A 21,847-nucleotide genomic window follows, 5' to 3' on the forward strand; every position below is an offset into this window, starting at 1 on the left:
CAGGAAATGACCGCCCGCGCCCTCAGCGTGGACACCGTCGCCCTCGCAGCGGCGCAGGAGGCCGGCGACGTCCTCGGCGCCAACGGCATCATGATGGACGCCTTCTACTCCGACGTCCGCACCGACCTCGCCGCGTGGCGCGAGTCCCGCGGACTCGCGGCCGACCCGATCGCCGCATTCAAGGCATCCGGTTACCAGGAGAAGATCTGCGCAGACCGCGTCGGCGGCACCCAGGCCGGCTGGGGCGCCTGACCCCACCCGCATTCGGCACCACCCGTTGCCGTTTCGGACGACTGTGGCCGGCACACCGGCCGCAGTCGTCCGAAACGGCAACTCCTTTAAGTTCTGACGAGCAGAGAGTACGAAGATGACCACCAGCACGGATGCCGCAGTCGTCGCGGCCGTCGACCTCGGCGCCACGAGCGGCCGGGTCATGCTCGGCCACGTCGGGCCGAACGAGCTGCGCCTCCGCCCGGTGGCCCGCTTCGCGAACGGGCCGATTCGCCTGAATGAGGACGGGCATCCCTCGCTGCACTGGAACATCGTCGAGCTCTACCGCAATGTGCTCGCCGGTCTCGGGACCGCCGCCGCGGAAGAGCCCGCCCTCGTGAGCATCGGCGTCGACTCCTGGGCCGTCGACTACGCGCTGCTGCGGCAGGGGCGGATGCTGCAACTCCCGTACCACTATCGCGATGCGCGCACCCAGCCCGCTGTCGATCTCGTCCACCGGATCGCCACACCCGCCGAACTCTATGCGGCCAACGGACTCCAGTTCCTGCCGTTCAACACGCTCTACCAGCTGACCGCAGACCTGACCGCCGGCTCGCTCGACCAGGCCGACCAGGTGCTGCTCGTGCCCGATCTTCTGAACTACTGGCTCACCGGCGTCGCCGTCGCCGAACGCACCAACGCATCAACGACCGGCCTCCTCGGCGTCGGCAGCCGAGAGTGGGACGAACCGCTCATCGACCGGCTCGGCTTCGACCGCCGGATCTTCCCGCGCCTCGTCGATGCCGGGACCCGGATCGGTTCCCTGCTCCCTGACGTCGCCGGCGAGATCGGCGCCCGCGCCCCGATCGACGTGACGGCCATCGGCTCGCACGACACGGCATCCGCCGTCGTCGCGGTGCCTGCCCTCAGCGACGACTTCGCCTACATCTCGTGCGGCACCTGGGGGCTCGTCGGCGTCGAGCTCGAGGCCCCGGTGCTCAGCGCGGCAGGCCGCGCGGCCAACTTCACGAACGAGGGCGGCGTCGACGGCCGCGTGCGCTACCTGCACAATGTGATGGGCCTCTGGCTGCTCAGCGAGTCGATCCGCACCTGGGAGCACGCCGGCGAGACGATCGTTCTCGCCGACCTGCTGCGTGCGGCCGGCGAGGTCACCGGGCCCGTCGCCGTGTTCGACGCCGACGACCAGCGCTTCCTCGCCCCCGGGGACATGCCGGGCCGCATCCGCGACTACTGCCTCGAGCACGACCTGCGCGTTCCGCGCTCGAACGCCGAACTCGTGCGCAGCATCCTCGAGAGCCTCGCGGATGCCTTCGCCCGCGGCGTCGAGACCGCCGCCGCGCTTTCCGGCACCGACGTACGGGTCGTGCACATCGTCGGCGGCGGCTCGCAGAACCGCCTGCTCTGCCAGCTCACGGCCGACCGGCTCGGCCTGCCCGTGCTCGCCGGCCCCGTCGAGGCGACCGCGATCGGCAATGTGCTCGTGCAGGCGCGGGCCCAGGGCCTCGTCACCGGTTCGCTCGAAGGGCTGCGCGCCCTCGTCGCCCGCAGCTTCGTACCCGAGCGGTATACGCCGGTCCGGACTCTCGTCAGCCGATAGCCGGCACGGGGAAACAGGGGAAACAGAAAGGAGCGGCCGGCGCACACGCGCCGGCCGCTCCTGTTCTCAATCGACCAACCCGAGGTCTACCTTTCCGGTCGAGAGCGCCCGGTATACGGGTCACTCTCGACCGGAAAGGTGACTCTGGGATCAGTAGATCGAGGTGTACAGCGCGAGGATCTGCTCGACGGTCACGTCGCGCGGGTTACCGCCGGTGCAGACGTCGTCGAAGGCGGCCTGGGCGAGTGCCGGGAGGTCCTCCTCCTTCGCACCGATCTCGCGCAGTGTCGTCGGGTTGCCGAGGTCGCGGGCGAATGCCGTGACGGCAGTGACGGCCGCGGTGCGGGCATCCTCGACCGACAGGTCTGCGGCACCGGCGACCGCGAAGGCCACCGCGATGTCGCGGAAGCGGTCGCCGGTCGCGTCGGCGTTGAACGCCATCACGGGGGCGAGCAGGATGCCGTTGGCCACGCCATGCGGGGCGTTGTAGAAGGCGCCGAGCGGGTGGGCCATCCCGTGCACGAGGCCGAGGCCGACGTTGGAGTAGCCCATTCCCGCGATGTACTGGGCGAGGGCCATCCGGTCCGCGGCAACCGGGTCGCCGTCGGCGGCGGCGGCGAGGGACTCGGCGATCATCGTGATCGCCTTGAGGTGGAAGAGGTCGGAGAGTTCCCAGGCGCCCTTGGTCGTGTAGCCCTCGATCGCGTGGGTGAGCGCGTCCAGTCCTGTGGCGACCTTGAGCGAACGTGGCGCGGATGACATCATCTCGGAATCGACGACGGCGACGATCGGAATCGCGTGCGGGTCGACGCAGACGAACTTGCGGGAGCGTTCGACGTCGGTGATCACGTAGTTGATCGTGGTCTCCGATGCGGTTCCCGCCGTCGTCGGAACGGCGATGATCGGAACGGAGGCCCGCTTCGTGGCCGCGACGCCCTCGAGCGAGCGCACGTCCGCGAACTCGGGGTTGTTCGTGATGATGCCGATGGCCTTGCAGGTGTCCTGCGGCGAGCCGCCGCCGATGCCGATCAATACGTCTGCGCCCGAGGCCGCGAAGGCCGCGACGCCGCGCTTGACCGCTTCGATCGGCGGGTTCGGGGTGACGTCCGAATAAACCTCATAAGGGATTCCGGCATCGTCGAGGAGTGACGTGACCTTGCCGGTGACGCCGGTCGTGACGAGCACCTTGTCCGAGACCACAAAGGCCTTGGTGAAGCCGCGGGAGGCTATTTCACCGGGGATGACGCTAATGGCCCCTGCGCCGAAGTGTGCCGTTTGGTTCCAGATCATGCGAGTGATCATTGTCTGACTTCTCTCTGTGTGCGTTCAACGTTGAATCGTTTCACTTAGAGAAAGTCTACTCGCCGGAGGCACAGGGCATAGGCTTGTTTTGTACTCAGGCGCAGGCCCACCCCGGACCCGGTGGACCCGCGTCGCTCGCGATCCTCGTCACCGCCGCCGAGATGTCGACACCCGGGCGAATACATCCCCCCACCATTCCCCGGCGCCTCCATTTTCAGGCATCTATCGAGAAGAGCTCCCGTCTATGACTTCTCCGACATTTCCCCTTTCGCCAGCCCAGGCCCGCGACCGCATCCTCGGTTTGCGTGGCGTGCTCTTCGACCTCGACGGCGTGCTGACTCCCACCGCCGACGTGCACATGGTCGCGTGGTCCCGGCTCTTCACCCCCTTCCTCGAAGACCAGGGGGTGAGTCCCTCCTATAGCGATGCCGACTACTTCAGGTATATCGACGGCAAGCCCCGCTACGACGGCGTGCGCAGCCTCCTCGCCTCGCGCGGGATCACGCTGCCAGACGGCGACCCCACGGATGCCCCGACGCAGGACACCGTGTGCGGCCTCGGCAACCGCAAGAACGCGGCCTTCAACGAGACCCTCGCGGAAGACGGCGTGACTCCGTACCAGGGTTCCCTCGACTTCCTCGACTACGTGGTCAACGCCGGGCTGCAGGTCGCCGTCGTCACGAGTTCCCGCAACGGCGAACTCACCCTCGGGGCAGCGGGCATCCGTGATCGCTTCGGTATCGTCGTCGACGGCAACCTCGCCGCCGAGCGTCGGCTCGCCGGGAAGCCCGCGCCGGACACCTATGAACTCGGCGCCGAGCTGCTCGGTCTCACTCCAGCAGAGTGCGTCGTGGTCGAAGACGCCGAGTCGGGAGTGCAGGCCGGCCGCGCCGGTGATTTCGGGCTGGTCCTCGGCGTCGACCGCGGCGTCGGACCGCAGACCCTTCTGGACGCCGGAGCCGATATTGTCGTCTCAGACCTCGATGAACTGGTGCCCCGCCCGTCCGAGCCCAGCACGTCACCCGAAACCGCAACGCAGGAGGCCACCGCATGAACCTGACCGAAGAGGTCATCCAGGACCCTCTCGACCGCAATCGCTTCCCGGTCGACGAATGGGCCCTCGTCGAGACGGCGTTCACCGGAGCCGACATCGGACGCACCGAGACCCTCTTCGCGGTCGGCAACGGCTACCTCGGCCTGCGCGGCAACGTCGACGAGGGCAGGGACGGCCACGTCCAGGGCACATACATCAACGGTTTCCACGAGACCTGGCCGATCCGGCACGCGGAAGAGGCCTTCGGTTTCGCCCGCGTCGGCCAGACGATCGTCAACGCTCCCGACGCCAAGATGATCCGCGTCTACGTCGACGACGAACCGCTCGTGCTGACCCTCGCCGAGTTGCTCAGCTACGAGCGCCGGCTCGACTTCACCACCGGCATCCTCTCTCGCTCACTCGTCTGGCGCACGCCATCGGGCAAGCGCGTCCTGATCCGGTCCCGCCGGATGGTGTCGTTCACCGACCGGCACCTCGCGATCATCGACTACGAGGTCACCATGCTCGACGCGGATGCGTCCGTCGTGATCTCGAGCCAGATCCTGAACCGCCAGGACGGCATCAGCGAGTACGACCGGCCCAAGGGCTCGATGACGACAGACTGGGACCCGCGCAAGGCGGAGTCCTTCACCGACCGGGTGCTGCAGCCACGCTTCAAGCGCGCTTCCGGCGGCCGGTACATCCTCGGCTTCCGCTGCACGAACTCGGCGATGACGATCGCCTGCGCCGCCGACCACCAGATCGAGACAGCCAACGAGTTCGTCGAGTCCTCCGCTATCGGCGACGACCTCGCCAAGCACGTGTACACGATCAAGGCCAAGCAGGGCAATTCGATCCACATCACGAAGACGCTCAGCTACCACACCTCCGCGGGCGTGCCCACTCACGAACTCGCCGACCGGTGCGACCGCACCCTGGACCGCGCGCGGGACGAGGGCATCGAATCGTTCATCGCCCGCCAGCAGGAATGGCTCACCGACTTCTGGGCGCGCACCGACGTGCAGCTTCCCGGGCAGCCCGTGCTGCAGCAGGCCGTGCGCTGGAACCTGTTCCAGCTCGCCCAGGCCTCGATGCGCGCCGACGGCCAGGGCGTCTCCGCGAAGGGCGTGTCCGGCTCCGGCTACGGCGGCCACTATTTCTGGGACACGGAGGTCTACGTCCTGCCGTTCCTGACCTATACCTCTCCGAACGCGGCCCGCAACGCGCTGCGTTTCCGGCACGGAATGCTGGACCAGGCCAGGGACCGCGCGACGGAGCTCAACCAGCTCGGCGCCCTGTTCCCGTGGCGCACGATCAACGGGCTCGAGTCCTCCGCGTATTACGCGGCGGGCACGGCCCAGTACCACATCGACGCCGACATCGCCTATGCGCTCAGCCAGTACGTCGCCGCAACCGGCGACGAGGACTTCCTCGCCCGCGAGGCCATCGACATCCTCGTCGAGACGAGCCGGATGTGGGCGGACCTCGGCTTCTGGCGCGGCAACGGGCACGGCAACGACGTGTTCCACATCCACGGTGTCACCGGGCCGGACGAGTACACGACCGTCGTCAACGACAACCTGTACACGAACATCATGGCGCGCTCGAACCTGCGGAACGCCGTGACCGCGGTCCGCCGGCTGCGGTACATCGACCGCGACGCCTACGACGCCATGGTCGCCCGGCTGAACCTCCAGGACACCGAGATCGCCGAGTGGGCCTTCGCCGCCGAGGCGATGCACATTCCCTTCGACAAGGGCCTGGCCATCCACCCGCAGGACGCGCAGTTCCTCGAGAAGGAACGCTGGGACCTGTCCCAGACGCCTCCGCAGAACCGGCCGTTGCTGCTGCACTACCACCCGCTCGTGATCTACCGCTTCCAGGTCCTCAAGCAAGCGGATGTGGTCCTCGCGCTGCTCCTGCAGGGGGACCAGTTCACTCCGGAGGAGAAGCTCGCCGACTTCGACTACTACGACCCGCTCACGACCGGCGACTCGACCCTGTCCGACGTGGTCCAGTCGATCATCGCGGCCGAAGTCGGGTACCACGAGCTCGCGCTCCGGTACTTCACCTCCGGCCTGTTCGTCGACCTCGCAGACCTGCACCACAACGCGGCGGACGGCGTTCACGTCGCATCCGCCGGTGGAGTCTGGAGCGCCCTCGTCTACGGATTCGGCGGCATGCGCGACCACAACGGCCGGGTCACCCTCGACCCGCGGCTGCCGGAAGGCTGGGAGGGGCTCACCTTCCGGATCACGCTCAAGGGCACCCGGCTCCGGATCGACCTCAGGCAGGACGAGGTCGAGGTGACCGTCGAGGCCGGCGTCGAGGCGAAGCTCGCCGTGCGCGGGGCGCCCGCTTTCACGGTGCGTCTCGGCCAGCCCGTCATCGTCCCGCTCGAGCACCAGGGCGCCCGCACTCCCGGGGCTCCGTCGCCGGCTGCGATCGAGGGCGGACGTCGCGACGACGGCACCGTGATCACCTCGTCGATCCCGACGATCGCGCACCTGACCGACTTCATGGACCAGGTCGACTGATCCCGCCTCTCGTGCGCCGCCGGTCAGAGAAGCCGGAGGCGCACGAGGCTCTCCGCGGTGGCGAGGATGGCCTCCTCGTTGGACAGAGGTTCCCAGCCGAGCATCCGCCTGGCCTTGTCATGGGAGGCGTTCCGCGTCGTGCCGAGTTGCGGGGCGACCTGCCGGAGCGGGGCGCTGAACGGGGCGAGGACACGGACGAGCCAGGTCGGCATCACCCGGCGGGGCACCCGACTCGCGACGTCGCCGAGGTTCGACCTCAGCAGGGCTGCGATCTCCGGAAAGGTCATCGGGGGTCCGGCGACGGCGAGGAACCGTTCGCCGGGCGCGAGCGGGCTCGTCATGGCGCGCACGTGCAGGTCGGCGACATCGCGCACGTCGACGATGTTGGTCTCGATCCGCGGCACCGCGGGCACAGCACCCTTCAGGAGCCCGCGGAGGAGTTCGACGGAACTGGAGAGGTCTGTCCCGAGCACGGGTCCGAAGATTCCGACCGGGTTGATCACCGTGAGCTCGAGGGTGCCTCCCTCGCGATCGACGAAGTCCCAGGCCGCACGTTCGGCGATGGTCTTCGACCTGACGTATGCGCTCACTGAGGCGGTCGGGTCCGTCCAGTCGTCCTCGGTGAACGGGCGGTCCGGATGCTGGGCGCCATACCCGACGGCGGCGAACGAAGAGGTCAGCACGACCCGCCGCACGCCGGCGTCCCGCGCGGCCCGGAGCACCCGCAGTGCGCCGTCGCGGGCGGGGACGATGAGCTCGTCCTCGTCCGCCGGCTCACGTGCGGGGAAGGGTGAGGCGACGTGCAGGACGAAGGCGCAGCCGTTCACCGCTTCCGCCCAACCGGCGTCGGAGAGCAGGTCGGCGACGGTGAACGAGAGGGCGCTGCCGGCATCCGCCCCGCCCGCGGCGACCATCGCGCGCACCTCGGGCTCCCGGGTGAGGGAGCGCACCGTCGTGCGCACCCGGTAGCCGGCGGCGAGGAGCCGCACGATGCAGTGCGCGCCGACGAAGCCAGACCCACCGGTCACCAGAACCAGCTCACCACTCATGAGATCCTCTTCCCGTTGTAAAATCCCTGCACCGGCAGCTCGTCGACGAGAGGCAGTCTAGTGAGCGACTTCAACGAACAGATCATCTCGGAGTTCCGGGAGAACAAAGGTCATGTCACCACGGCCGGGTTCGGGTCCAACCTCGTGCTCCTGCACACGACCGGGGCGCGCACGGGTGCCGAGCGCGTCAGCCCGGTGATGTCCATCCGCGACGGGGACGCCTGGCTCGTGGTCGCCTCCGCCGGCGGCCGGCCCCAGCACCCGGCCTGGTACTTCAACCTGCTCTCGCACCCGGAGACCTCCATCGAAACCCCGGAAGGGACGGTCGCGGTCACCGCGACTGATTTGGACGGCGACGAGCACGCCAGAGCCTGGGCGAAGATCATCGCCCTCGCGCCCGGCTTCGCCGGCTACCAGGAGCGGGCCGTCGAACGCCGGATTCCGGTGCTCCGGCTGGTCCGAAACGCCTGAGCGTCGCCTACGCCTGCAGTCGCCGCTCGAGATAGGGGGCCGTCCTGCTCTCGGCGTGGGTGGCGACGACCTCCGGCGGACCGGCCACGAGGATACGGCCGCCAGCGTCCCCTCCGGACGGGCCGAGGTCGATCACCCAGTCGGCCGCCGCGATGACGTCGAGGTTGTGTTCGACAACGACGACGGTGTTGCCCGCGTCGACCAGCCGGTTCAGCTGGGCGAGCAGGAGCTGCACATCCGCCGGGTGCAGGCCCGTTGTCGGTTCGTCGAGCAGGTACAGGGTGTGGCCGCGGCGGGCACGCTGGAGCTCGGAGGCGAGCTTGATGCGCTGGGCTTCCCCACCGGAGAGCTCTGTGGCGGGCTGGCCGAGGCGGAGGTAGCCGAGGCCGACCTCGCGGAGGGTCTCGAGGCTGCGGGCGGCCGCAGGCACGTCGGCGAGGAACCCGGCGGCATCATCGACGCTGAGCCCGAGGACCTCTGCGATGGTCTTGCCGCGGTAGTCGACCTCGAGGGTCTCCGGGTTGTACCGGGAACCGTGGCACGCCGGGCACAGGGCGTAGCTGCCGGGGAGGAAGAGGAGTTCAACGGTGACGGAGCCCTCACCGAGGCAGGTCTCGCAGCGGCCGCCGGCGACGTTGAAGGAGAAGCGTCCCGCCCCGAAGCCGCGGCTGCGGGCTGCGGGGGTGGCCGCGAAGGCCGCGCGGACCGCGTCGAACAGGCCGGTATAGGTGGCGAGGTTCGAGCGGGGGGTGCGTCCGATCGGCTTCTGGTCGACGGCGATAAGGCGGTCAACCGGGTCATCGGCGACGATCTGGCTGATCAGAGATGATTTTCCCGATCCGGAAACGCCGGTGACTGCGGTGAGGAGCCCGAGCGGGAACTCGGCGTCGAGATCCTGAAGGTTGTGCACGTTGACCCCGCGCAGGCCGAGCCAGGCGTGTGGTTCCCTCCGCGCCGGCGCCGGGACCGCGGCATCCGTCGTGTCGGAAGCGGGGAACAGGAACCGCCGTGTCACCGACTCCGGGACCCCGGCGAGCCCGCCGACCGGACCGCTGTAGAGCACCTCGCCGCCGCCGGTTCCTGCGTGCGGACCGACGTCGATGACCCAGTCGGCGGCGCGCACGACGTCCATGTTGTGTTCGACGACGAAGACGGAGTTGCCGGAGGACTTGAGCTGCTCGAGCACGACGAGGAGGGGTTCGGCGTCGGCGGGGTGCAGACCCGCAGAGGGCTCGTCGAGCACGTAGACGACGCCGAAGAGTCCAGACCTCAACTGGGTCGCGATCCGGAGGCGCTGCATCTCACCGGGCGAGAGCGTCGGGGTGGAGCGCGAGAGGCTGAGGTAGCCGAGGCCGAGATCGACCAGCACCTCGATGCGCGCGAGCAGGTCGCGGCTGATCGTGGCTTCGACCCCGGCGGATGCCTCGCCGCGCCCTGCGGAACCGGACTGCGTGAGCGGGCGGAGGGTCTCTGCGAGGGTGGTGAGCGGCAGCCCGGCCAGCTGGGAGATGGAGAGCCCGGCCACCGTCACGGCGAGGGCGGCCGGGGTGAGTCCGCTCCCGTCGCAGAGCGAGCAGGGTCCGGACTCCACGAACCGGAGCGCGCGCTCCCGCTGACTCTGGCTCTGCGAGTCGGCGAGGGTGTGCAGGACGTAGCTGCGCGCACTCCAGAACCGGCCCTGGTACGGCTTGGCGACCCGGTCGCGCTGCGGCGTTATCTCCACGACGGGCTGCTCCTCGGTGAAAAGGATCCAGTCCCTGCTCTCAGCGGGGAGGTCGTTCCACGGCACGTCGACGTCGTAGCCGAGGGCGATCAGGATGTCGCGGAGGTTCTTGCCCTGCCAGGCGCCCGGCCACGCCGCGACGGCGCCCTCGCGGATGCTGAGGGTCCCGTCGGGCACGAGGCTCGCGCGCGTCGGGAGGTGCGCGATTCCGAGCCCGTGGCAGCGCGGGCACGCCCCGGCCACGGTATTCGGGGAGAAGGAGTCCGATTCGAGCCTGGGCGCATCCGCCGGGTACGTGCCCGCACGGGAATACATCATGCGCAGTGAATTCGACAGGGTCGTCAGGGTGCCGACCGTGGACCGCGAACTCGGCGTGCCGCGCCGCTGCTGCAGGGCGACCGCGGGAGGGAGGCCCGTGATCTCGTCCACCTGCGGGGTGTGGCCCTGCTGGATCAGTCGGCGGGCGTACGGGGCCACCGATTCGAGGAACCGGCGCTGGGCCTCTGCGAAGATCGTGCCGAAGGCGAGCGACGACTTGCCGGAACCGGAGACGCCGGTGAACGCGACGATCGCGTCGCGGGGCACGTCGACGTCGACATCCCTCAGGTTGTTCTCCCTGGCTCCCCGCACCCGCACGAAACCGGGGGTGGGAGAGACGGAGGGGAGAGACGAGGTCGGAGTATGCATCCGTCCGACCCTAGTCGCCGCACCTGACTGCGCGCCGATTCGGACAGCAGGCCAGGCCTGGGAACGATCGACTCAGTAGAACTCGACCGTGTTGACGATGTTGCGGAGGGGGAGGCCGTCGAGGAACCGGGTCGCGTTGTCGGCGAAGAGCTCGGCGATCCGGCGTTCCTCCTCGGCGTCGAGGGCGGCGGTGTGGGGGCTGATCACGACGTTCGGGAAGTCCCAGAGCGCGCTCGCGGTGTCGAGCGGTTCCTTCGCGAACACGTCGAGGGCGGCGAAGCCGATCCGGCCAGACTCGAGGGCACGGATGAGGGCGTCCTCGTCCACGACGGTGCCACGCCCGATGCTGACGAAGGTCGTTCCCGGCCGGACCGCGCCGAAGACGTTCTCGCCGACAAGTTTCAGGGTCGCGGCCGTTCCCGGCAGGGCGACGACGATCGCGTCCGCGCTCGCGGCTCCGGCCGCGAGGTCCTCCGTTCGGATCAGCTCGTCGACGAAGGGAACGGGCAGGTCGTCCCTGCTCGTCCCGATCACACGCATCCCGAGCCCCTTCGCGAGCCGGGCGACCTCGCGCCCCACTCCGCCCAGCCCGATGACGAGCACCGTCTGGTCGCGCACCTGGCCGAGGGCCCTGCGCTCCGGCCACGCGTGCGCGCGCTGGTCGCTTTGGAGCACGGGCAGCTGCTTCGCTCCGGACATGATGCCGAAGATCGCGAATTCGGCGAGCGGGCCGCCGTGCACCCCGGCCGAGGTCGTGAAGACCACCCGGTCGAGATCGGCCTGACCGAGGCCTGCGGACTTGACCTGCGAGCCGCCGCCCGCCGCCATCACCTGCACCCAGCGGAGTCCCGGATTCGCCTCAACGGTTCGGCGAAGGGCGACCGGGTTCACGTCGGGGATGCCGAAGAGCACGTCGGCCGAGTCGAGCATCCGCTCGAAGTCGGCCTGCTGTCCGGCGGTGCGCCGGAAGGCGGGGTCGCCGCGGTAGTCGGCAGGGCGGCGCATCGGCGGCAGCAGGGCCTGGTCACGCACGAGCTCGATGCGGGGTTCCGCCCGCTCGATCAGCCGACAGAGCTCCTCGCTCAGCGGGGTCGCGACAACGACGCGGAGCGATACGGTGGTGGTCATGCTGTCAGTCTCCCTGATCAAATGGATGCCGGCGCATGCGCCTCGAGGAATGTAGCGAGTCCGGCCCGGTCGGGCAGCCCCTCCTGGTCACCGCGCGACGTCGTGGCCAGCGCGCCGACCGCGCCGGCACGGTGCACCCAGTCGGCGAGTGAGAGCCCGTCGAGGGCCGCACTGAGGAGTCCAGCGGAGAAGCCGTCGCCCGCGCCGACCGTGTCGACGGCAGACACCGAGAACGGCGGGCAGCTCGCGTGCGTCCCGTCCGCGGCGAAGAGTTCGGCGCCGCGGGAACCGGCCTTGACCGCGACGACCGTCACGCCGCGATCGAGGTACCAGCGGGCGATTCCCGCCGGGGTGGTCTCCCCGGTGAGGATGTGCCCTTCGCTCGTGCCGGGCAGCACCCAGTCCGCCTGCACGGCGATCTCATTGATCGCGCGCACCATTTCCGCGGTGTCGGCCCAGAGGCTGGGGCGCAGGTTCGGATCGAAACTCACCGTCGCGCCGGTTTCACGTGCAACATCGACGGCCTGGGCGGCGAGGTTCCGCGGTCCGTCGCCGAGCGCGAGCGGGATCCCGGTCAGGTGCACATGCCCGGCACGGCGCACGTAAGCGGCCGTCGCCTCGGTGGGCGCGAGCGTACGTGCCGCTGAGTGCGACCGGAAGTAGACCACGAGCGGGTCTTCGTCCTCGCCCGGCCGGTTCTTCAGCTGGAACCCGGTCGGTTCGCTCGCGTGCAGGTCGACCTGGCCGACATCGATGCCGTTCGCCTCGAGCTGCTGCAGGACGAATTCACCGAACGGGTCCGTGCCGAGACGCGTGATGAACCCGACGCTATGGCCGAGCCGCCGCAGACCGACGGCGACATTGAATTCCGCGCCCGCCAGCCTGCGGGTGAAGCGGTCGACCCGAGCGAGCGGACCGGACTCCTCCGCGACGAACATCGCCATGATCTCGCCGAAAGTGACGACGTCGAAGTCCCTCTGGACAGTGCTGGGCATGTGGTTCCGTTCAGTCGCTGGTCGGTTCGGCGAGGACCCGGCGGATCTTCGCCAGTTCGCTCGCCGCAGTGGCCCGATCGGGGATCGGGTATTCGAGCACGACGGGCACGTGGGTCCCGATCTCGCGGAGCACGGAACGCCAGTCGACGTCGCCCTCGTCGAGCAGCACGGAGTGCAGCCCACCGAGGCGGTCGATGTCCTTCAGGTGGAGGACCGTCGCGTATCGTCCGAGTTCCCGGGCGGCGGCGACCGGGTCAACGCCCGCCCAGAGCCAGTTCCCGGCATCGAACGTGTACCCGATCGGAACGTTCTGGGCCCGCAGGTCGCGGAGGAGCGCAGCCACGACATCCAGTCGCCCGTTCCGCGCGGTCTGGTCGTTCTCGATCGTGACCCGGGCGGATGCCGCCAGCAGGGCCTCGACAAGGCGCCCGAGCCCTGTCAGCTCGCCACCGGGCTCGCCGATGTTCAGCTTGACGCTGAGAGCTCCGAGCATCGCCGCTTCGTCAAGGTAACCGGTCAGGAGAGGAGAGGCCTCACCGTCCACGAAGAGCGACTCGGGAACGGAGTAGTAGACCTCGAGTCCGGCCTCGGTCGCCAGGCCGGCGATCGTCAGGAGTTCTTCGTGCCGGGCCGCAGGCTCGGGCGAGAGGTACTCTCGGCGGATCTCGATTCCGGTGGCCCCGAGCGCGAGTACCTCGGCGACGAGGTCGGCCTGGACCGTGGTGGACGCGTCGAGGGCCTTTTTGTAGACCATGGTGTTGACGAACACCGGCCGGGAGCCGCTCACTGGAGTGCCGGTGCGCTGGGCGATGCCGCGGGGATTGTGCCCTGCAGCTTGAAGTCCGGCGTCGAGACGGCCTTCACCACGATCGTGAACACGACCGCGATGATCAGTGACAGGGCCATGAAGATATAGGACGCATCGTTCGACCCGGTGACGTTATTGAGGAAGCCGACGAAGTAGGCCCCTGCGAAGGATCCGAGTGCGCCGAAGCTGTTGACGAGGGCCATCGCGCCGCCCGCGACGTTCTTCGGCAGGATCTCGGGGACGATCGCGAAGAACGGCCCGTACGGGGCGTACATCGCGCCGCCGGCGATCACGAGCAGGATGAACGACAGCCAGAAGTTGGACGTCCCGACGAGGTAGGAGGCGTAGAACGCGACCGCCGCCACCAGGAGGAACGGCCAGATGAAGAGCTTCCGCTTCAGGAGCCGGTCGGAGAAGAACGAGGCGACCACCATCAAAACGGTCGCGAGCAGGTACGGAATGGCGGTGAGCCAGCCGATGATCACGATGTCGAAGGACGACGCGGTCTTGATGATCGAGGGGAGCCACATGACGAAGCCGTAGACGCCGATGCTCCAGAAGAAGTACTGGATGCAGAGCTGGATGACGGCCTTCTGCTTGAATGCTTCGCGGTAGTTCGGCACGGCGTGCAGTCCGACCTGTTCCCGGGCGAATTCGTCGTTGATGTCCTTCTTCTGGCCTGCGGACAGCCACTTCGCGTCGTTCGGGGAGTTGTCGATCATACGCAGCCAGACGAAGGCCCAGATGATGGAGGGGAGACCCTCGATGATGAACATCCAGCGCCAGCCAACGCTGCTGACGAGGTAGGCCGAGACGACGGACATCCAGAGCACGGTGACCGGGTTGCCGAGGATCAGGAAGGTGTTGGCCTTGGAGCGTTCGCCGCTGGTGAACCAGTTACTGAGCAGGATGAGCATCGCGGGCATGATGGCCGCCTCGACGATACCGATCGCGAACCGGATGACGAATAGCACCCAGATGTTCGTGACGATGCCGATGCAGCTGGCCAGGATGCCCCACAGGATCAGCGCGTAGAAGATCAGCTTCTTCGCGCTCCGCCGTTGCGCGTAACTCGCGCTCGGCACCTGGAAGAAGAAGTAGCCGAGGAAGAACAGGGCTGCAAGGAAGGCCGAGGCGCTGGCCGTGATGTTGAGGTCTTTCGCCATCCCCGCGGCGGCGCCCAGACTGTAATTCGAGCGGTCGAGGTACGCCAGGCTGTAGGTGATGAAGATGACCGGCATGAGCCGTGACCATCGGGATGACGCGAGTTTCTCGCTCATGAACTGAATCTCTTCCTTGAGAACTACCGCAGGGCACACCAACACATGTTCCATTGGGCGGAACACCGTTTGCCCTGACGGAATGAGCCTACGCTCAGGACTGCTCCGGCTGAGAACCCGCGCGACACACGGGCGCGCCGCCGTGAAATCCAGCTCGAGATCAGAGTTGAACGTTATATCGTTAGGTATCGTCGAGCTCTGGTACGGCGCTGAGGAGGTCATCATGAGTGGTTCATTTATGGGAGACGGATTCCCGGGTCGCAAGGGCGGACCGGGCGAAGGTTGGGCCGGAAACGCCATCTGGGAAGCGATGGAGCAGTTGCGCGGGCAGTTCGAACAGAAGGTCGGCACGAGGGTCGGGCGCGGCGACGTCCGTGCCGCGGTGCTCGCGCTCCTCCTGGAGCAGCCGATGCACGGCTACCAGATCATCCACGAGATCGAGGAGCGCAGCAACGGGGCGTGGAAGCCGAGCCCCGGCTCGGTGTATCCGGCGCTCCAGCTGCTCGCCGACGAGGGTTTCATCACGGCCGAGGAGGCCAACGGTCGCAAGACCTATGCGCTCACGGACGAGGGCCGCGCGGTAGCGGATGCCGCAGCCGAGACCTCCGCCCCCTGGGAGGCCCCGAGTGCCCGCGACAGCGGCCGGGCGACCGCCCTGCCCAAGGCGGGAATCGGCCTGGCTCAGGCCGCCGCGCAGGTCGGGCGCTCCGGCAGCCCGGAGCAGGTCGACAAGGCCGTCGCCGTGCTCGACGAGGCGCGTCGCCAGTTGTACTCCATCCTCGCCCAGGATTGAACGAGTGCCCGAAGCACGCCGGCGTCAAGGAGATCCGATGACCGACGACGGGAACATGCGCGCCCGCTACCGCCGGATCCTGCGGTTCGCCGCGCGGTACCTGGTGCAGACCTGGTGGTACGAACTGTTCCTGCCCCGGATCGGACTCGCCCGGCTCTCGGCGCGCAACCGGTCGGCGCGGCTCCAGCGCATCGCGCAGCGCTTCCACGTGCTCGCGGTCGACCTGGGCGGCCTCATGATCAAGGTCGGCCAGTTCATGTCGTCCCGGCTCGACGTGCTGCCGCCCGAGATCACCAAGGAGCTCGAGGGCCTGCAGGACGAGGTCCCGGCCGTGCCGTTCCCGGCCATCCGGGCCCTCGCCGAGTCCGAATTGGGGGTGACACTCGAGCGCGCGTTCTCGTTCGTCGACCCGACCCCTCTCGCCGCGGCATCCCTCGGTCAGGTCCACCGCGCGCGGCTCTCGGAAATGGATGCTGCCGAGACCGGCCTGCTGGACGTCGTCGTGAAGATCCAGCGGCCGGGCATCGGTGCGATCGTCGACGTCGACCTCCGGGCCCTTCGCCGCGTCGCCGGCTGGCTCAGCCACATTCGCCTCGTTTCGGATCGGGTCGACATGCCCGTCCTCGTCGAGGAGTTCGCGGTGACGAGCCTCGAGGAGATCGACTACCTGCACGAGGCCGCGAGCGCGGAACGGTTCGCGGGGAACTTCGCCGACGACGCCCGCGTCAGCGTTCCCGAGCTCGTGTGGGAGCGAACGACGCGGCGGGTGCTGACCCTGCAGGACGTCACGGCCATCAAGATCAATGACGTCGATGGGCTCAGGGCGGCAGGCATCGATCCGTCTGAAGTCGCCACCGAGTTCGCAGCGGTCATGTTCGACCAGCTCTTCGTCAACGGCTATTTCCACGCCGACCCGCACCCGGGCAATATCTTCGTCACCCCCCTCGCCACCGCGGATGCGGCCACAACAGCGGATGCTCCAGGCCGGGCCTGGAAGTTCACGTTCATCGACTTCGGAATGATGGGCGAGGTACCCGACGCGCTGCGTCGCGGTCTCCGGAACCTGCTCATCGCCGCCGCGTCCCGCAACGGCAAGGGCATGGTGGACGGCATTCGCGAGGTGGGCGTGCTCCTGCCCTCCGCGGACACCGCGGAACTCGAGAGGGCGCTGACGGCGCTGTTCGCGCGTTTCGGCGGGATGGGCTTCGCCGAGCTGCAGGAGGTCGATCCGCGCGAGTTCCGCGCCTTCGCGAACGAATTCGGTGATGTGGTGCGCACCCTGCCGGTCCAGCTGCCGGAGAACTTCCTGCTTATCGTGCGCGCGATGTCGCTGACCAGCGGGATGTGCAGTTCGCTCGACCCGGCCTTCAACATCTGGAACGCCGTCGAGCCGTACTCCGCGCAGCTGATCCGGGCCGAAGGCGGAAACCTGGTGCAGGATCTCGCGAAGCGCACGGTGGCGGCCGCGGGACTCATCGCCCGGCTGCCCCAGCGGCTCGATACCCTGATCACGCGGGTCGAAGACGGCAACCTCACGGTGCAGACCCCACGGCTCGAGCGCCGCCTGGGCAGTCTCGAGCGAACGGGACGGCGGATCATCTCTGCGGTCCTCTTCACCGCCCTGCTGATCGGCGGCATCCTGCTCCGTGCCGACGACGTCGTCTTCGGAACGGTGCTCATGGCCGTGTCCGTGCTTCCGCTGCTCCACGCCACCCTCGCCGGCGCCGTCGCCCGCCGAGGACCCCTGCCCTAGGGAGCTGTCGAAGTCCCGGCCGACGTCACCGCCCGGCACCGAGGTGACGCCGGGCGTCGGAGTACGCGGACGACCACACCAGTTCGTGATCGGCAGGCGACGACGCTCCGCAGGCGAGTGACTCCTCGGCGATCAACAGCGTCGAAGCTAGCCCCGCCAGATAGCGGGATTCTGCGGAGAGTCGCGTGTCGGGGGCGAGGCTGGAGCTCACGACGGTCAGCTCGAGGACGCCTCGACGAATCGATCCGGCAGCATGGGCGACGACAAGGGTGCTCGCGACGTAAAACCCGATGCAGGACGTGATCACCAGGAGTCTCGGTGCGCCCGCCTCAACAAGCGTTACGAACTCTCCGAACACGGCCACCAGGCCGAGCACCGTCCAGCCGCGCCACACGCGAACCCGTCGGCGCTGCCGTGCGGAGATCCCCGCCGGATACAACACGAGCCGCTGGCTCGTGCTGCCGTAGCGACCGGCCGAAACCGTGTAGCTTCCCCAGCGGCAGCGTCCGTCGAGGAGTGGCGAGAGCCACCGACTGAGCGTGAGTTCCGAGAGGTCCATTCGAGCGCTGTTCACCAATCCAGCGTCATCCCGGGCGCAGGGGGGCCGCGCCATCCTTACGGAATCCATGCGCCGAAACGGAGTTTCCCTACGGATTCACTACGCTCGCGCTACTCCCGTCCAGGCAAGCAGCCGGATGTTGGGCGTGCCGTCATCCGCCACCACAGCCGTCTCGGCTCAATGGGTTCACCTTCGCCACGAATGCGGACGGGAGCGAGTCCTCCGCTCGGTGATGTAAGTTGCTGGTCGGACCGACAATATCGGCCGATGCCATGCTAGGTTTCCCACGAAGACTACAGCGTGGGTTCAAGCGGGGGGCTAGCCATGATTCGTCTCAGAGCGACCAGCAGAGCCTGGATCGCGGCAGCATTGGTCTGTGCATCGTGCCTCGGCCTGACGAGTTGTGTCGCCAACGACTCCACCACGGAGATCCGGCTGTTCCTTGCGCAGAAACCCGGTCCCGAAGACGCACTTCCCTCGGCGCTCAAGGCTGCAAGTGACGGCCTCGATGCCGCTTCCAGTCGGTTCGTCGGCACCACCAGAGATGTGAGCTATTTCGTCTCCAAGTACACGGATCCGCAACGAGGCACCCCGGGCTTCTGCCTGATGGTGGCAAAACTGCCGGACGGTCCTTCGAATTCGTTCTGCGGTTCCGCAGACGGAATGTGGACGTCTGGAAGCGGCACCGGCGGAGCACGGGTCATCGAGAGCAACGACGAAGTTCCCGAGGGGTGGACCCGTCTGAGTGACTTCCTCATCGTCAATCCGGACGCTAAACCTTAGGAATCAGCCGAGCTGAGCAATCCTCATGAAACTGTGGATCTCGTGTGGATCTACCCGATGGCTGCCTGAATTTCGGGATGTGAACCACAATTGAAGGCAGTTTTCGCACAAGACGCATCGCAGCACCGTCGTCACCTCCGGTCGCCCGATGAGGAAAGTTCCGCTCGTCTGCTCTCACCCTGGAGGAAGGACCATGACCTCAGTTCCGGCCCACCGGCGCACTCGCGGACCGGCTGCACCCCACCACCGAGTGAACGCCTCCCGCGTCTCCCGCAGCGCGTGGACCGCGCTGAACTGGCTTACGTCCCTTGCCGTCGTTGTCGTGATGACCGCATCGGCGGCGGCCATGGTCACTGCTGCCCCGGCGGTCTCCCCGGCTGCGCCGGCGATCGTGCCGGACAGCCGGCCGTGACCGGTCATCGACAATCGCCCCGGCCGCCCGTTGCGGCCGCGCTCATCAAGACACTGATCGTGATCGGCGCCGTCCTGTCTGCGGCACTCGCCTTCGTCGACGTCCGGTTTCCTGTCCAGTTCGACTCGGCCATCCTCGCTCACACCACCGGATTCCTGGCCGGATATGTCGTCACGGTGATGGTGGTCCTGATGTCGCGCGCACCGTTGCTCGAACGCTCGATCGGTGCCGACCGGCTCGCCCGCTGGCACGGCGTCGGCGGTCGCGCCTTCATCGTCCTCCTGGTGATTCATGCGGTCGCGGCCGTGCATTCCTGGATGCTCAGCCACTGGGAAGATGCCTTCACGGCATCCCTCGCCGTCCTGGGCATGCCCGGGCTGGTGGCCGCGACCGCCGGGACGGTCCTGTTCGGCGTGATCGCGGTCATGTCGGTGCGGGCAGCCCGGCGCTCGGTCTCCTACGAGACGTGGCACGGCATCCACCTGCTCAGCTATATCGCCCTGGCGCTCTCGTTCACGCACGAACTGGCCGGGCCCGACCTTGCCGGCAGGCCCGGGCTCCAGATCGCCTGGACCCTGTTCTTCGTATCCGCACTGGGCCTGGTGCTCCGCTACCGCGTTCTCAAGCCGCTGGAGCACGCCTGGCGCCACCGCCTCCGGATCGAACGCCTGGTGCCCGAGGCGGACGGCGTCGTGAGCGTCATTCTGCGCGGGCGGCACATCGACGAACTGCGCGTCGAAGCGGGTCAGTTCTTCCGCTGGCGATTTCTGGCGCCGGGGGTCTGGCGCTCCGCGCATCCCTTCTCGCTGTCTGCGCCTCCCGGCGATGACCTGCTCCGAATCACCGTAAAGGCGCTCGGGAACGGCAGTCACACGCTTCACTCCCTCCGGCCGGGCACGCGCGTGCTCGCCGAGGGGCCGTACGGGGCCATAACGCACCGGAAACGCACTCGTGAATCCGTTCTGCTCATCGCCGGCGGCGTTGGGATCACTCCGATGCGCGCACTCTTCGAAGAGCTCGAGGTCGGCGACGGCTCGCTGACCCTCCTCTACCGGGCCTCCCGGGACGATGACGTGATCTTCCGCGACGAACTCGAGGAAATCGCCCGGTTGCGCGGTGCCTCGATCGTGTGGATGATCGGGCCGTCCACAGATCCCCGGAACAGCATGACCGGTGCGAACCTGACTCGGCTCGTCCCCGACGTCGCTGCCCGCGACGTCTACGTGTGCGCATCGCGCGGTCTGTCCAGGGCTGTCCGGTCGGCGCTGAAGGACGCCGGACATCCGCCTGCCCGCCTGCACGAGGAAGTCTTCGCGTTCTGACGGCGCAGCCAGAGTCGCCTGCGTCCGCTCGAAAACGACGAAAGGCCCCCGGTTACCCGGGGGCCTTTCTTGTCCGACTGGATCATTCGACCCACTGTGGGTTGATTGCCTTTCTCGAAAAGGTCCCCGCGGCCCTGACGCTTGCCGGGCGCTTTTTAGTCGAGTTTGTGCCGATCCTCCGCCAGACCCTCGAAAATCCTCTATTTTCAAATTCCTTCAATTTTGCACACGACAGGGCTCCGTCACACGTAAGACAAGGCCCGACTTCCACGATGGCTAATATTGCGCCAACTACGCCACCACTCGAAGCGTTGCGGAGTCAGCTTGGAGCTGACGGCATCACTCAGCATTCCGATGGCTCCGTTCCGCTGATTGCCACGACTTGGCCTGCAATTGCACGGATGCGGGCGCGGCCACTCGCGGCGACAAGTCAAGTAGATGTTGATACGTCCCCTGCAGAGCAATGCGCATCCAGCGGAAGAAATGAAATAGCACGAGCGGACTATTTCGTCCGCGCCTGTGCCATCTTCCTGTGTGTTACCCTGTGGACAACAAACTGGGGGGAAAGCAACGTTGAACAGCAAAAATGATGGCTCTGGCGAGTCCCAATTGATTAAGTTAGTCGGTTCGGTAACCAGAAGAAGCCTACTCACGGGGGGCCTGGTTGGCCTTGCCGTTGCCATGATGTCGACGCCGACAGCGAGCATTGCGGGGCAGGCGAAACCATCATGCATCGCATAGGTCTAAATTCAGTCTCCGAAGGTGGCCTTTCATGACCGCCATCTACAACAAGTTCACGAATCCAGTCATATCGGACGACAACCGTGACGCGGATATTTCGTGGCAGCATCACATCCAACGTGGATCGCTAGGCGGAGTTGACTTGGCGTACGCATATGGAACTCCCGTCACGGCGTCGGCAGACGGCGTTGTCACAAATGTTCCGTGGTATGGCACGGGCGGAAACACCGCGCGACTGCGTCTCGCTGACGGTCGGTATATCGAGTATATGCATCTGTCTCAGTTCACTCTCGCGTCCGGGACATCGGTCAGCGTTGGCACTCAGATCGGACTTTCGGGTGCTTCTGGGAATGGCGACCCGAATTTCTACGCACCACACCTCCATGTTCACCTTTACTCAGGCGGAATTCGCCAGAACGTCTTTCACTATTTCTCCGTTGCCGGAACGGATCCGACAGTGTTCGTCGGTAGCCTCTATGAAGCCTCGAGCAGCAACGGGTGGGTGAACCAGCCCACGTCTATTGGCGGGGTTTCGTCGGTAGCAGCGATTGCCGTTGGCGGCGAGAAGTTTCTCTACACCGTCTCGAACGGGAAGGTGTACGAAGCGGCCAGCAACAACGGGTGGACGAGCCTATCCACAGGC

18 protein-coding genes and 1 pseudogene are annotated in these 21,847 nt (G+C 67.4%); 11 read left to right on the forward strand and 8 right to left on the reverse strand.

Going from position 1 to position 21,847, the window contains the following annotated elements:
- Positions 1–252, forward strand: a pseudogene (locus E3O50_RS08265) (rhamnose isomerase); the annotation flags it as partial.
- Between the two features lie 115 nt (positions 253–367).
- The gene (locus E3O50_RS08270; protein ID WP_134558164.1) at positions 368–1,828 is read left to right on the forward strand and encodes a rhamnulokinase family protein; all 1,461 of its coding nucleotides are present in this window, start codon (positions 368–370) and stop codon (positions 1,826–1,828) included.
- 150 nt (positions 1,829–1,978) lie between these two features.
- Here the strand turns inward: E3O50_RS08270 and fucO are convergent, their stop codons facing one another.
- Positions 1,979–3,130: a lactaldehyde reductase gene (fucO, locus tag E3O50_RS08275; RefSeq protein ID WP_134558165.1), complete on the reverse strand. Its 1,152-nt coding sequence runs from the start codon at positions 3,128–3,130 to the stop codon at positions 1,979–1,981.
- Positions 3,131–3,374: 244 nt separating this feature from the next.
- Here fucO and E3O50_RS08280 point away from each other — a divergent pair, with 244 nt between their 5' ends.
- Positions 3,375–4,184 (forward strand): HAD-IA family hydrolase, encoded by an 810-nt coding sequence (locus E3O50_RS08280; protein ID WP_134448622.1) that lies wholly within the window; start codon positions 3,375–3,377, stop codon positions 4,182–4,184.
- Entirely contained in the window at positions 4,181–6,700 is a 2,520-nt protein-coding gene (locus tag E3O50_RS08285; protein ID WP_134448620.1) for a glycosyl hydrolase family 65 protein, read from the forward strand. The genes E3O50_RS08280 and E3O50_RS08285 overlap by 4 nt, the downstream gene beginning before the upstream one ends.
- A 23-nt stretch (positions 6,701–6,723) precedes the next feature.
- Here the strand turns inward: E3O50_RS08285 and E3O50_RS08290 are convergent, their stop codons facing one another.
- On the reverse strand, positions 6,724–7,749 hold the full coding sequence (locus E3O50_RS08290) for an aldehyde reductase (protein ID WP_134558166.1): 1,026 nt from the start codon (positions 7,747–7,749) through the stop codon (positions 6,724–6,726).
- A 60-nt stretch (positions 7,750–7,809) separates the two neighbouring features.
- Between E3O50_RS08290 and E3O50_RS08295 the strand changes: the two genes are divergently transcribed.
- Positions 7,810–8,220, forward strand: a complete 411-nt coding sequence (locus E3O50_RS08295) for a nitroreductase/quinone reductase family protein (RefSeq protein ID WP_134558167.1) — start codon at positions 7,810–7,812, stop codon at positions 8,218–8,220.
- 7 nt (positions 8,221–8,227) lie between these two features.
- Here the strand turns inward: E3O50_RS08295 and E3O50_RS08300 are convergent, their stop codons facing one another.
- The 5 genes from E3O50_RS08300 to E3O50_RS08320 form a co-directional block, all read right to left on the reverse strand.
- On the reverse strand, positions 8,228–10,630 hold the full coding sequence (locus E3O50_RS08300; RefSeq protein WP_134558168.1) for an excinuclease ABC subunit UvrA: 2,403 nt from the start codon (positions 10,628–10,630) through the stop codon (positions 8,228–8,230).
- A 72-nt stretch (positions 10,631–10,702) separates the two neighbouring features.
- Positions 10,703–11,758, reverse strand: coding sequence for a D-2-hydroxyacid dehydrogenase (locus E3O50_RS08305; RefSeq protein WP_134558169.1), 1,056 nt, complete (start codon positions 11,756–11,758; stop codon positions 10,703–10,705).
- Between the two features lie 17 nt (positions 11,759–11,775).
- A complete protein-coding gene (locus tag E3O50_RS08310) occupies positions 11,776–12,753 on the reverse strand; it encodes a sugar kinase (protein WP_134558170.1) in 978 nt (325 codons plus the stop codon).
- Between the two features lie 10 nt (positions 12,754–12,763).
- A complete protein-coding gene (locus tag E3O50_RS08315) occupies positions 12,764–13,540 on the reverse strand; it encodes a TIM barrel protein (protein WP_134558171.1) in 777 nt (258 codons plus the stop codon).
- Positions 13,537–14,841: an MFS transporter gene (locus tag E3O50_RS08320; protein ID WP_134448606.1), complete on the reverse strand. Its 1,305-nt coding sequence runs from the start codon at positions 14,839–14,841 to the stop codon at positions 13,537–13,539. Before E3O50_RS08320 ends, E3O50_RS08315 begins: the two co-directional genes overlap by 4 nt.
- A 223-nt stretch (positions 14,842–15,064) precedes the next feature.
- Between E3O50_RS08320 and E3O50_RS08325 the strand changes: the two genes are divergently transcribed.
- Both E3O50_RS08325 and E3O50_RS08330 read left to right on the forward strand, forming a co-directional pair.
- Complete coding sequence (locus tag E3O50_RS08325; protein WP_134448604.1) at positions 15,065–15,634, forward strand: PadR family transcriptional regulator; 570 nt, start codon at positions 15,065–15,067, stop codon at positions 15,632–15,634.
- Positions 15,635–15,671: 37 nt separating this feature from the next.
- Positions 15,672–17,387 (forward strand): AarF/UbiB family protein, encoded by a 1,716-nt coding sequence (locus E3O50_RS08330; RefSeq protein ID WP_134558172.1) that lies wholly within the window; start codon positions 15,672–15,674, stop codon positions 17,385–17,387.
- Positions 17,388–17,412: 25 nt separating this feature from the next.
- Here E3O50_RS08330 and E3O50_RS08335 read toward each other — a convergent pair whose 3' ends face one another.
- A complete protein-coding gene (locus tag E3O50_RS08335) occupies positions 17,413–17,946 on the reverse strand; it encodes a DUF6611 family protein (protein ID WP_134448600.1) in 534 nt (177 codons plus the stop codon).
- Between the two features lie 324 nt (positions 17,947–18,270).
- Here E3O50_RS08335 and E3O50_RS08340 point away from each other — a divergent pair, with 324 nt between their 5' ends.
- The 4 genes from E3O50_RS08340 to E3O50_RS08355 all read left to right on the forward strand — a co-directional run.
- Positions 18,271–18,729, forward strand: a complete 459-nt coding sequence (locus tag E3O50_RS08340; protein ID WP_134558173.1) for a hypothetical protein — start codon at positions 18,271–18,273, stop codon at positions 18,727–18,729.
- A gap of 193 nt (positions 18,730–18,922) precedes the next feature.
- The gene (locus E3O50_RS08345; RefSeq protein WP_134448596.1) at positions 18,923–19,141 is read left to right on the forward strand and encodes a hypothetical protein; all 219 of its coding nucleotides are present in this window, start codon (positions 18,923–18,925) and stop codon (positions 19,139–19,141) included.
- Complete coding sequence (locus tag E3O50_RS08350) at positions 19,138–20,463, forward strand: ferredoxin reductase family protein (RefSeq protein WP_134558174.1); 1,326 nt, start codon at positions 19,138–19,140, stop codon at positions 20,461–20,463. Before E3O50_RS08345 ends, E3O50_RS08350 begins: the two co-directional genes overlap by 4 nt.
- A 772-nt stretch (positions 20,464–21,235) precedes the next feature.
- Positions 21,236–21,847, forward strand: a 612-nt coding sequence (locus E3O50_RS08355) for a M23 family metallopeptidase (protein ID WP_134558176.1), incomplete at its 3' end; no start/stop codon positions are given.

The organism is Cryobacterium sp. MDB1-18-1, from assembly GCF_004402735.1.
In the GTDB taxonomy this organism is placed as follows: Bacteria; Actinomycetota; Actinomycetes; order Actinomycetales; family Microbacteriaceae; genus Cryobacterium; species Cryobacterium glucosi.

Bases quoted from the DNA above. Each gene is read 5' to 3' on its own strand.
- E3O50_RS08340 (WP_134558173.1), top strand. From the start codon at position 18,271: ATGATTCGTCTCAGAGCGACCAGCAGAGCCTGGATCGCGGCAGCATTG.
- E3O50_RS08325 (WP_134448604.1), top strand. From the start codon at position 15,065: ATGAGTGGTTCATTTATGGGAGACGGATTCCCGGGTCGCAAGGGCGGA.
- E3O50_RS08345 (WP_134448596.1), top strand. From the start codon at position 18,923: ATGACCTCAGTTCCGGCCCACCGGCGCACTCGCGGACCGGCTGCACCC.
- E3O50_RS08290 (WP_134558166.1), bottom strand. From the start codon at position 7,749: ATGAGTGGTGAGCTGGTTCTGGTGACCGGTGGGTCTGGCTTCGTCGGC.
- E3O50_RS08310 (WP_134558170.1), bottom strand. From the start codon at position 12,753: ATGCCCAGCACTGTCCAGAGGGACTTCGACGTCGTCACTTTCGGCGAG.
- E3O50_RS08285 (WP_134448620.1), top strand. From the start codon at position 4,181: ATGAACCTGACCGAAGAGGTCATCCAGGACCCTCTCGACCGCAATCGC.
- E3O50_RS08300 (WP_134558168.1), bottom strand. From the start codon at position 10,630: ATGCATACTCCGACCTCGTCTCTCCCCTCCGTCTCTCCCACCCCCGGT.
- E3O50_RS08305 (WP_134558169.1), bottom strand. From the start codon at position 11,758: ATGACCACCACCGTATCGCTCCGCGTCGTTGTCGCGACCCCGCTGAGC.
- E3O50_RS08330 (WP_134558172.1), top strand. From the start codon at position 15,672: ATGACCGACGACGGGAACATGCGCGCCCGCTACCGCCGGATCCTGCGG.
- E3O50_RS08280 (WP_134448622.1), top strand. From the start codon at position 3,375: ATGACTTCTCCGACATTTCCCCTTTCGCCAGCCCAGGCCCGCGACCGC.
- E3O50_RS08320 (WP_134448606.1), bottom strand. From the start codon at position 14,841: ATGAGCGAGAAACTCGCGTCATCCCGATGGTCACGGCTCATGCCGGTC.
- E3O50_RS08335 (WP_134448600.1), bottom strand. From the start codon at position 17,946: ATGGACCTCTCGGAACTCACGCTCAGTCGGTGGCTCTCGCCACTCCTC.
- fucO (WP_134558165.1), bottom strand. From the start codon at position 3,130: ATGATCACTCGCATGATCTGGAACCAAACGGCACACTTCGGCGCAGGG.
- E3O50_RS08270 (WP_134558164.1), top strand. From the start codon at position 368: ATGACCACCAGCACGGATGCCGCAGTCGTCGCGGCCGTCGACCTCGGC.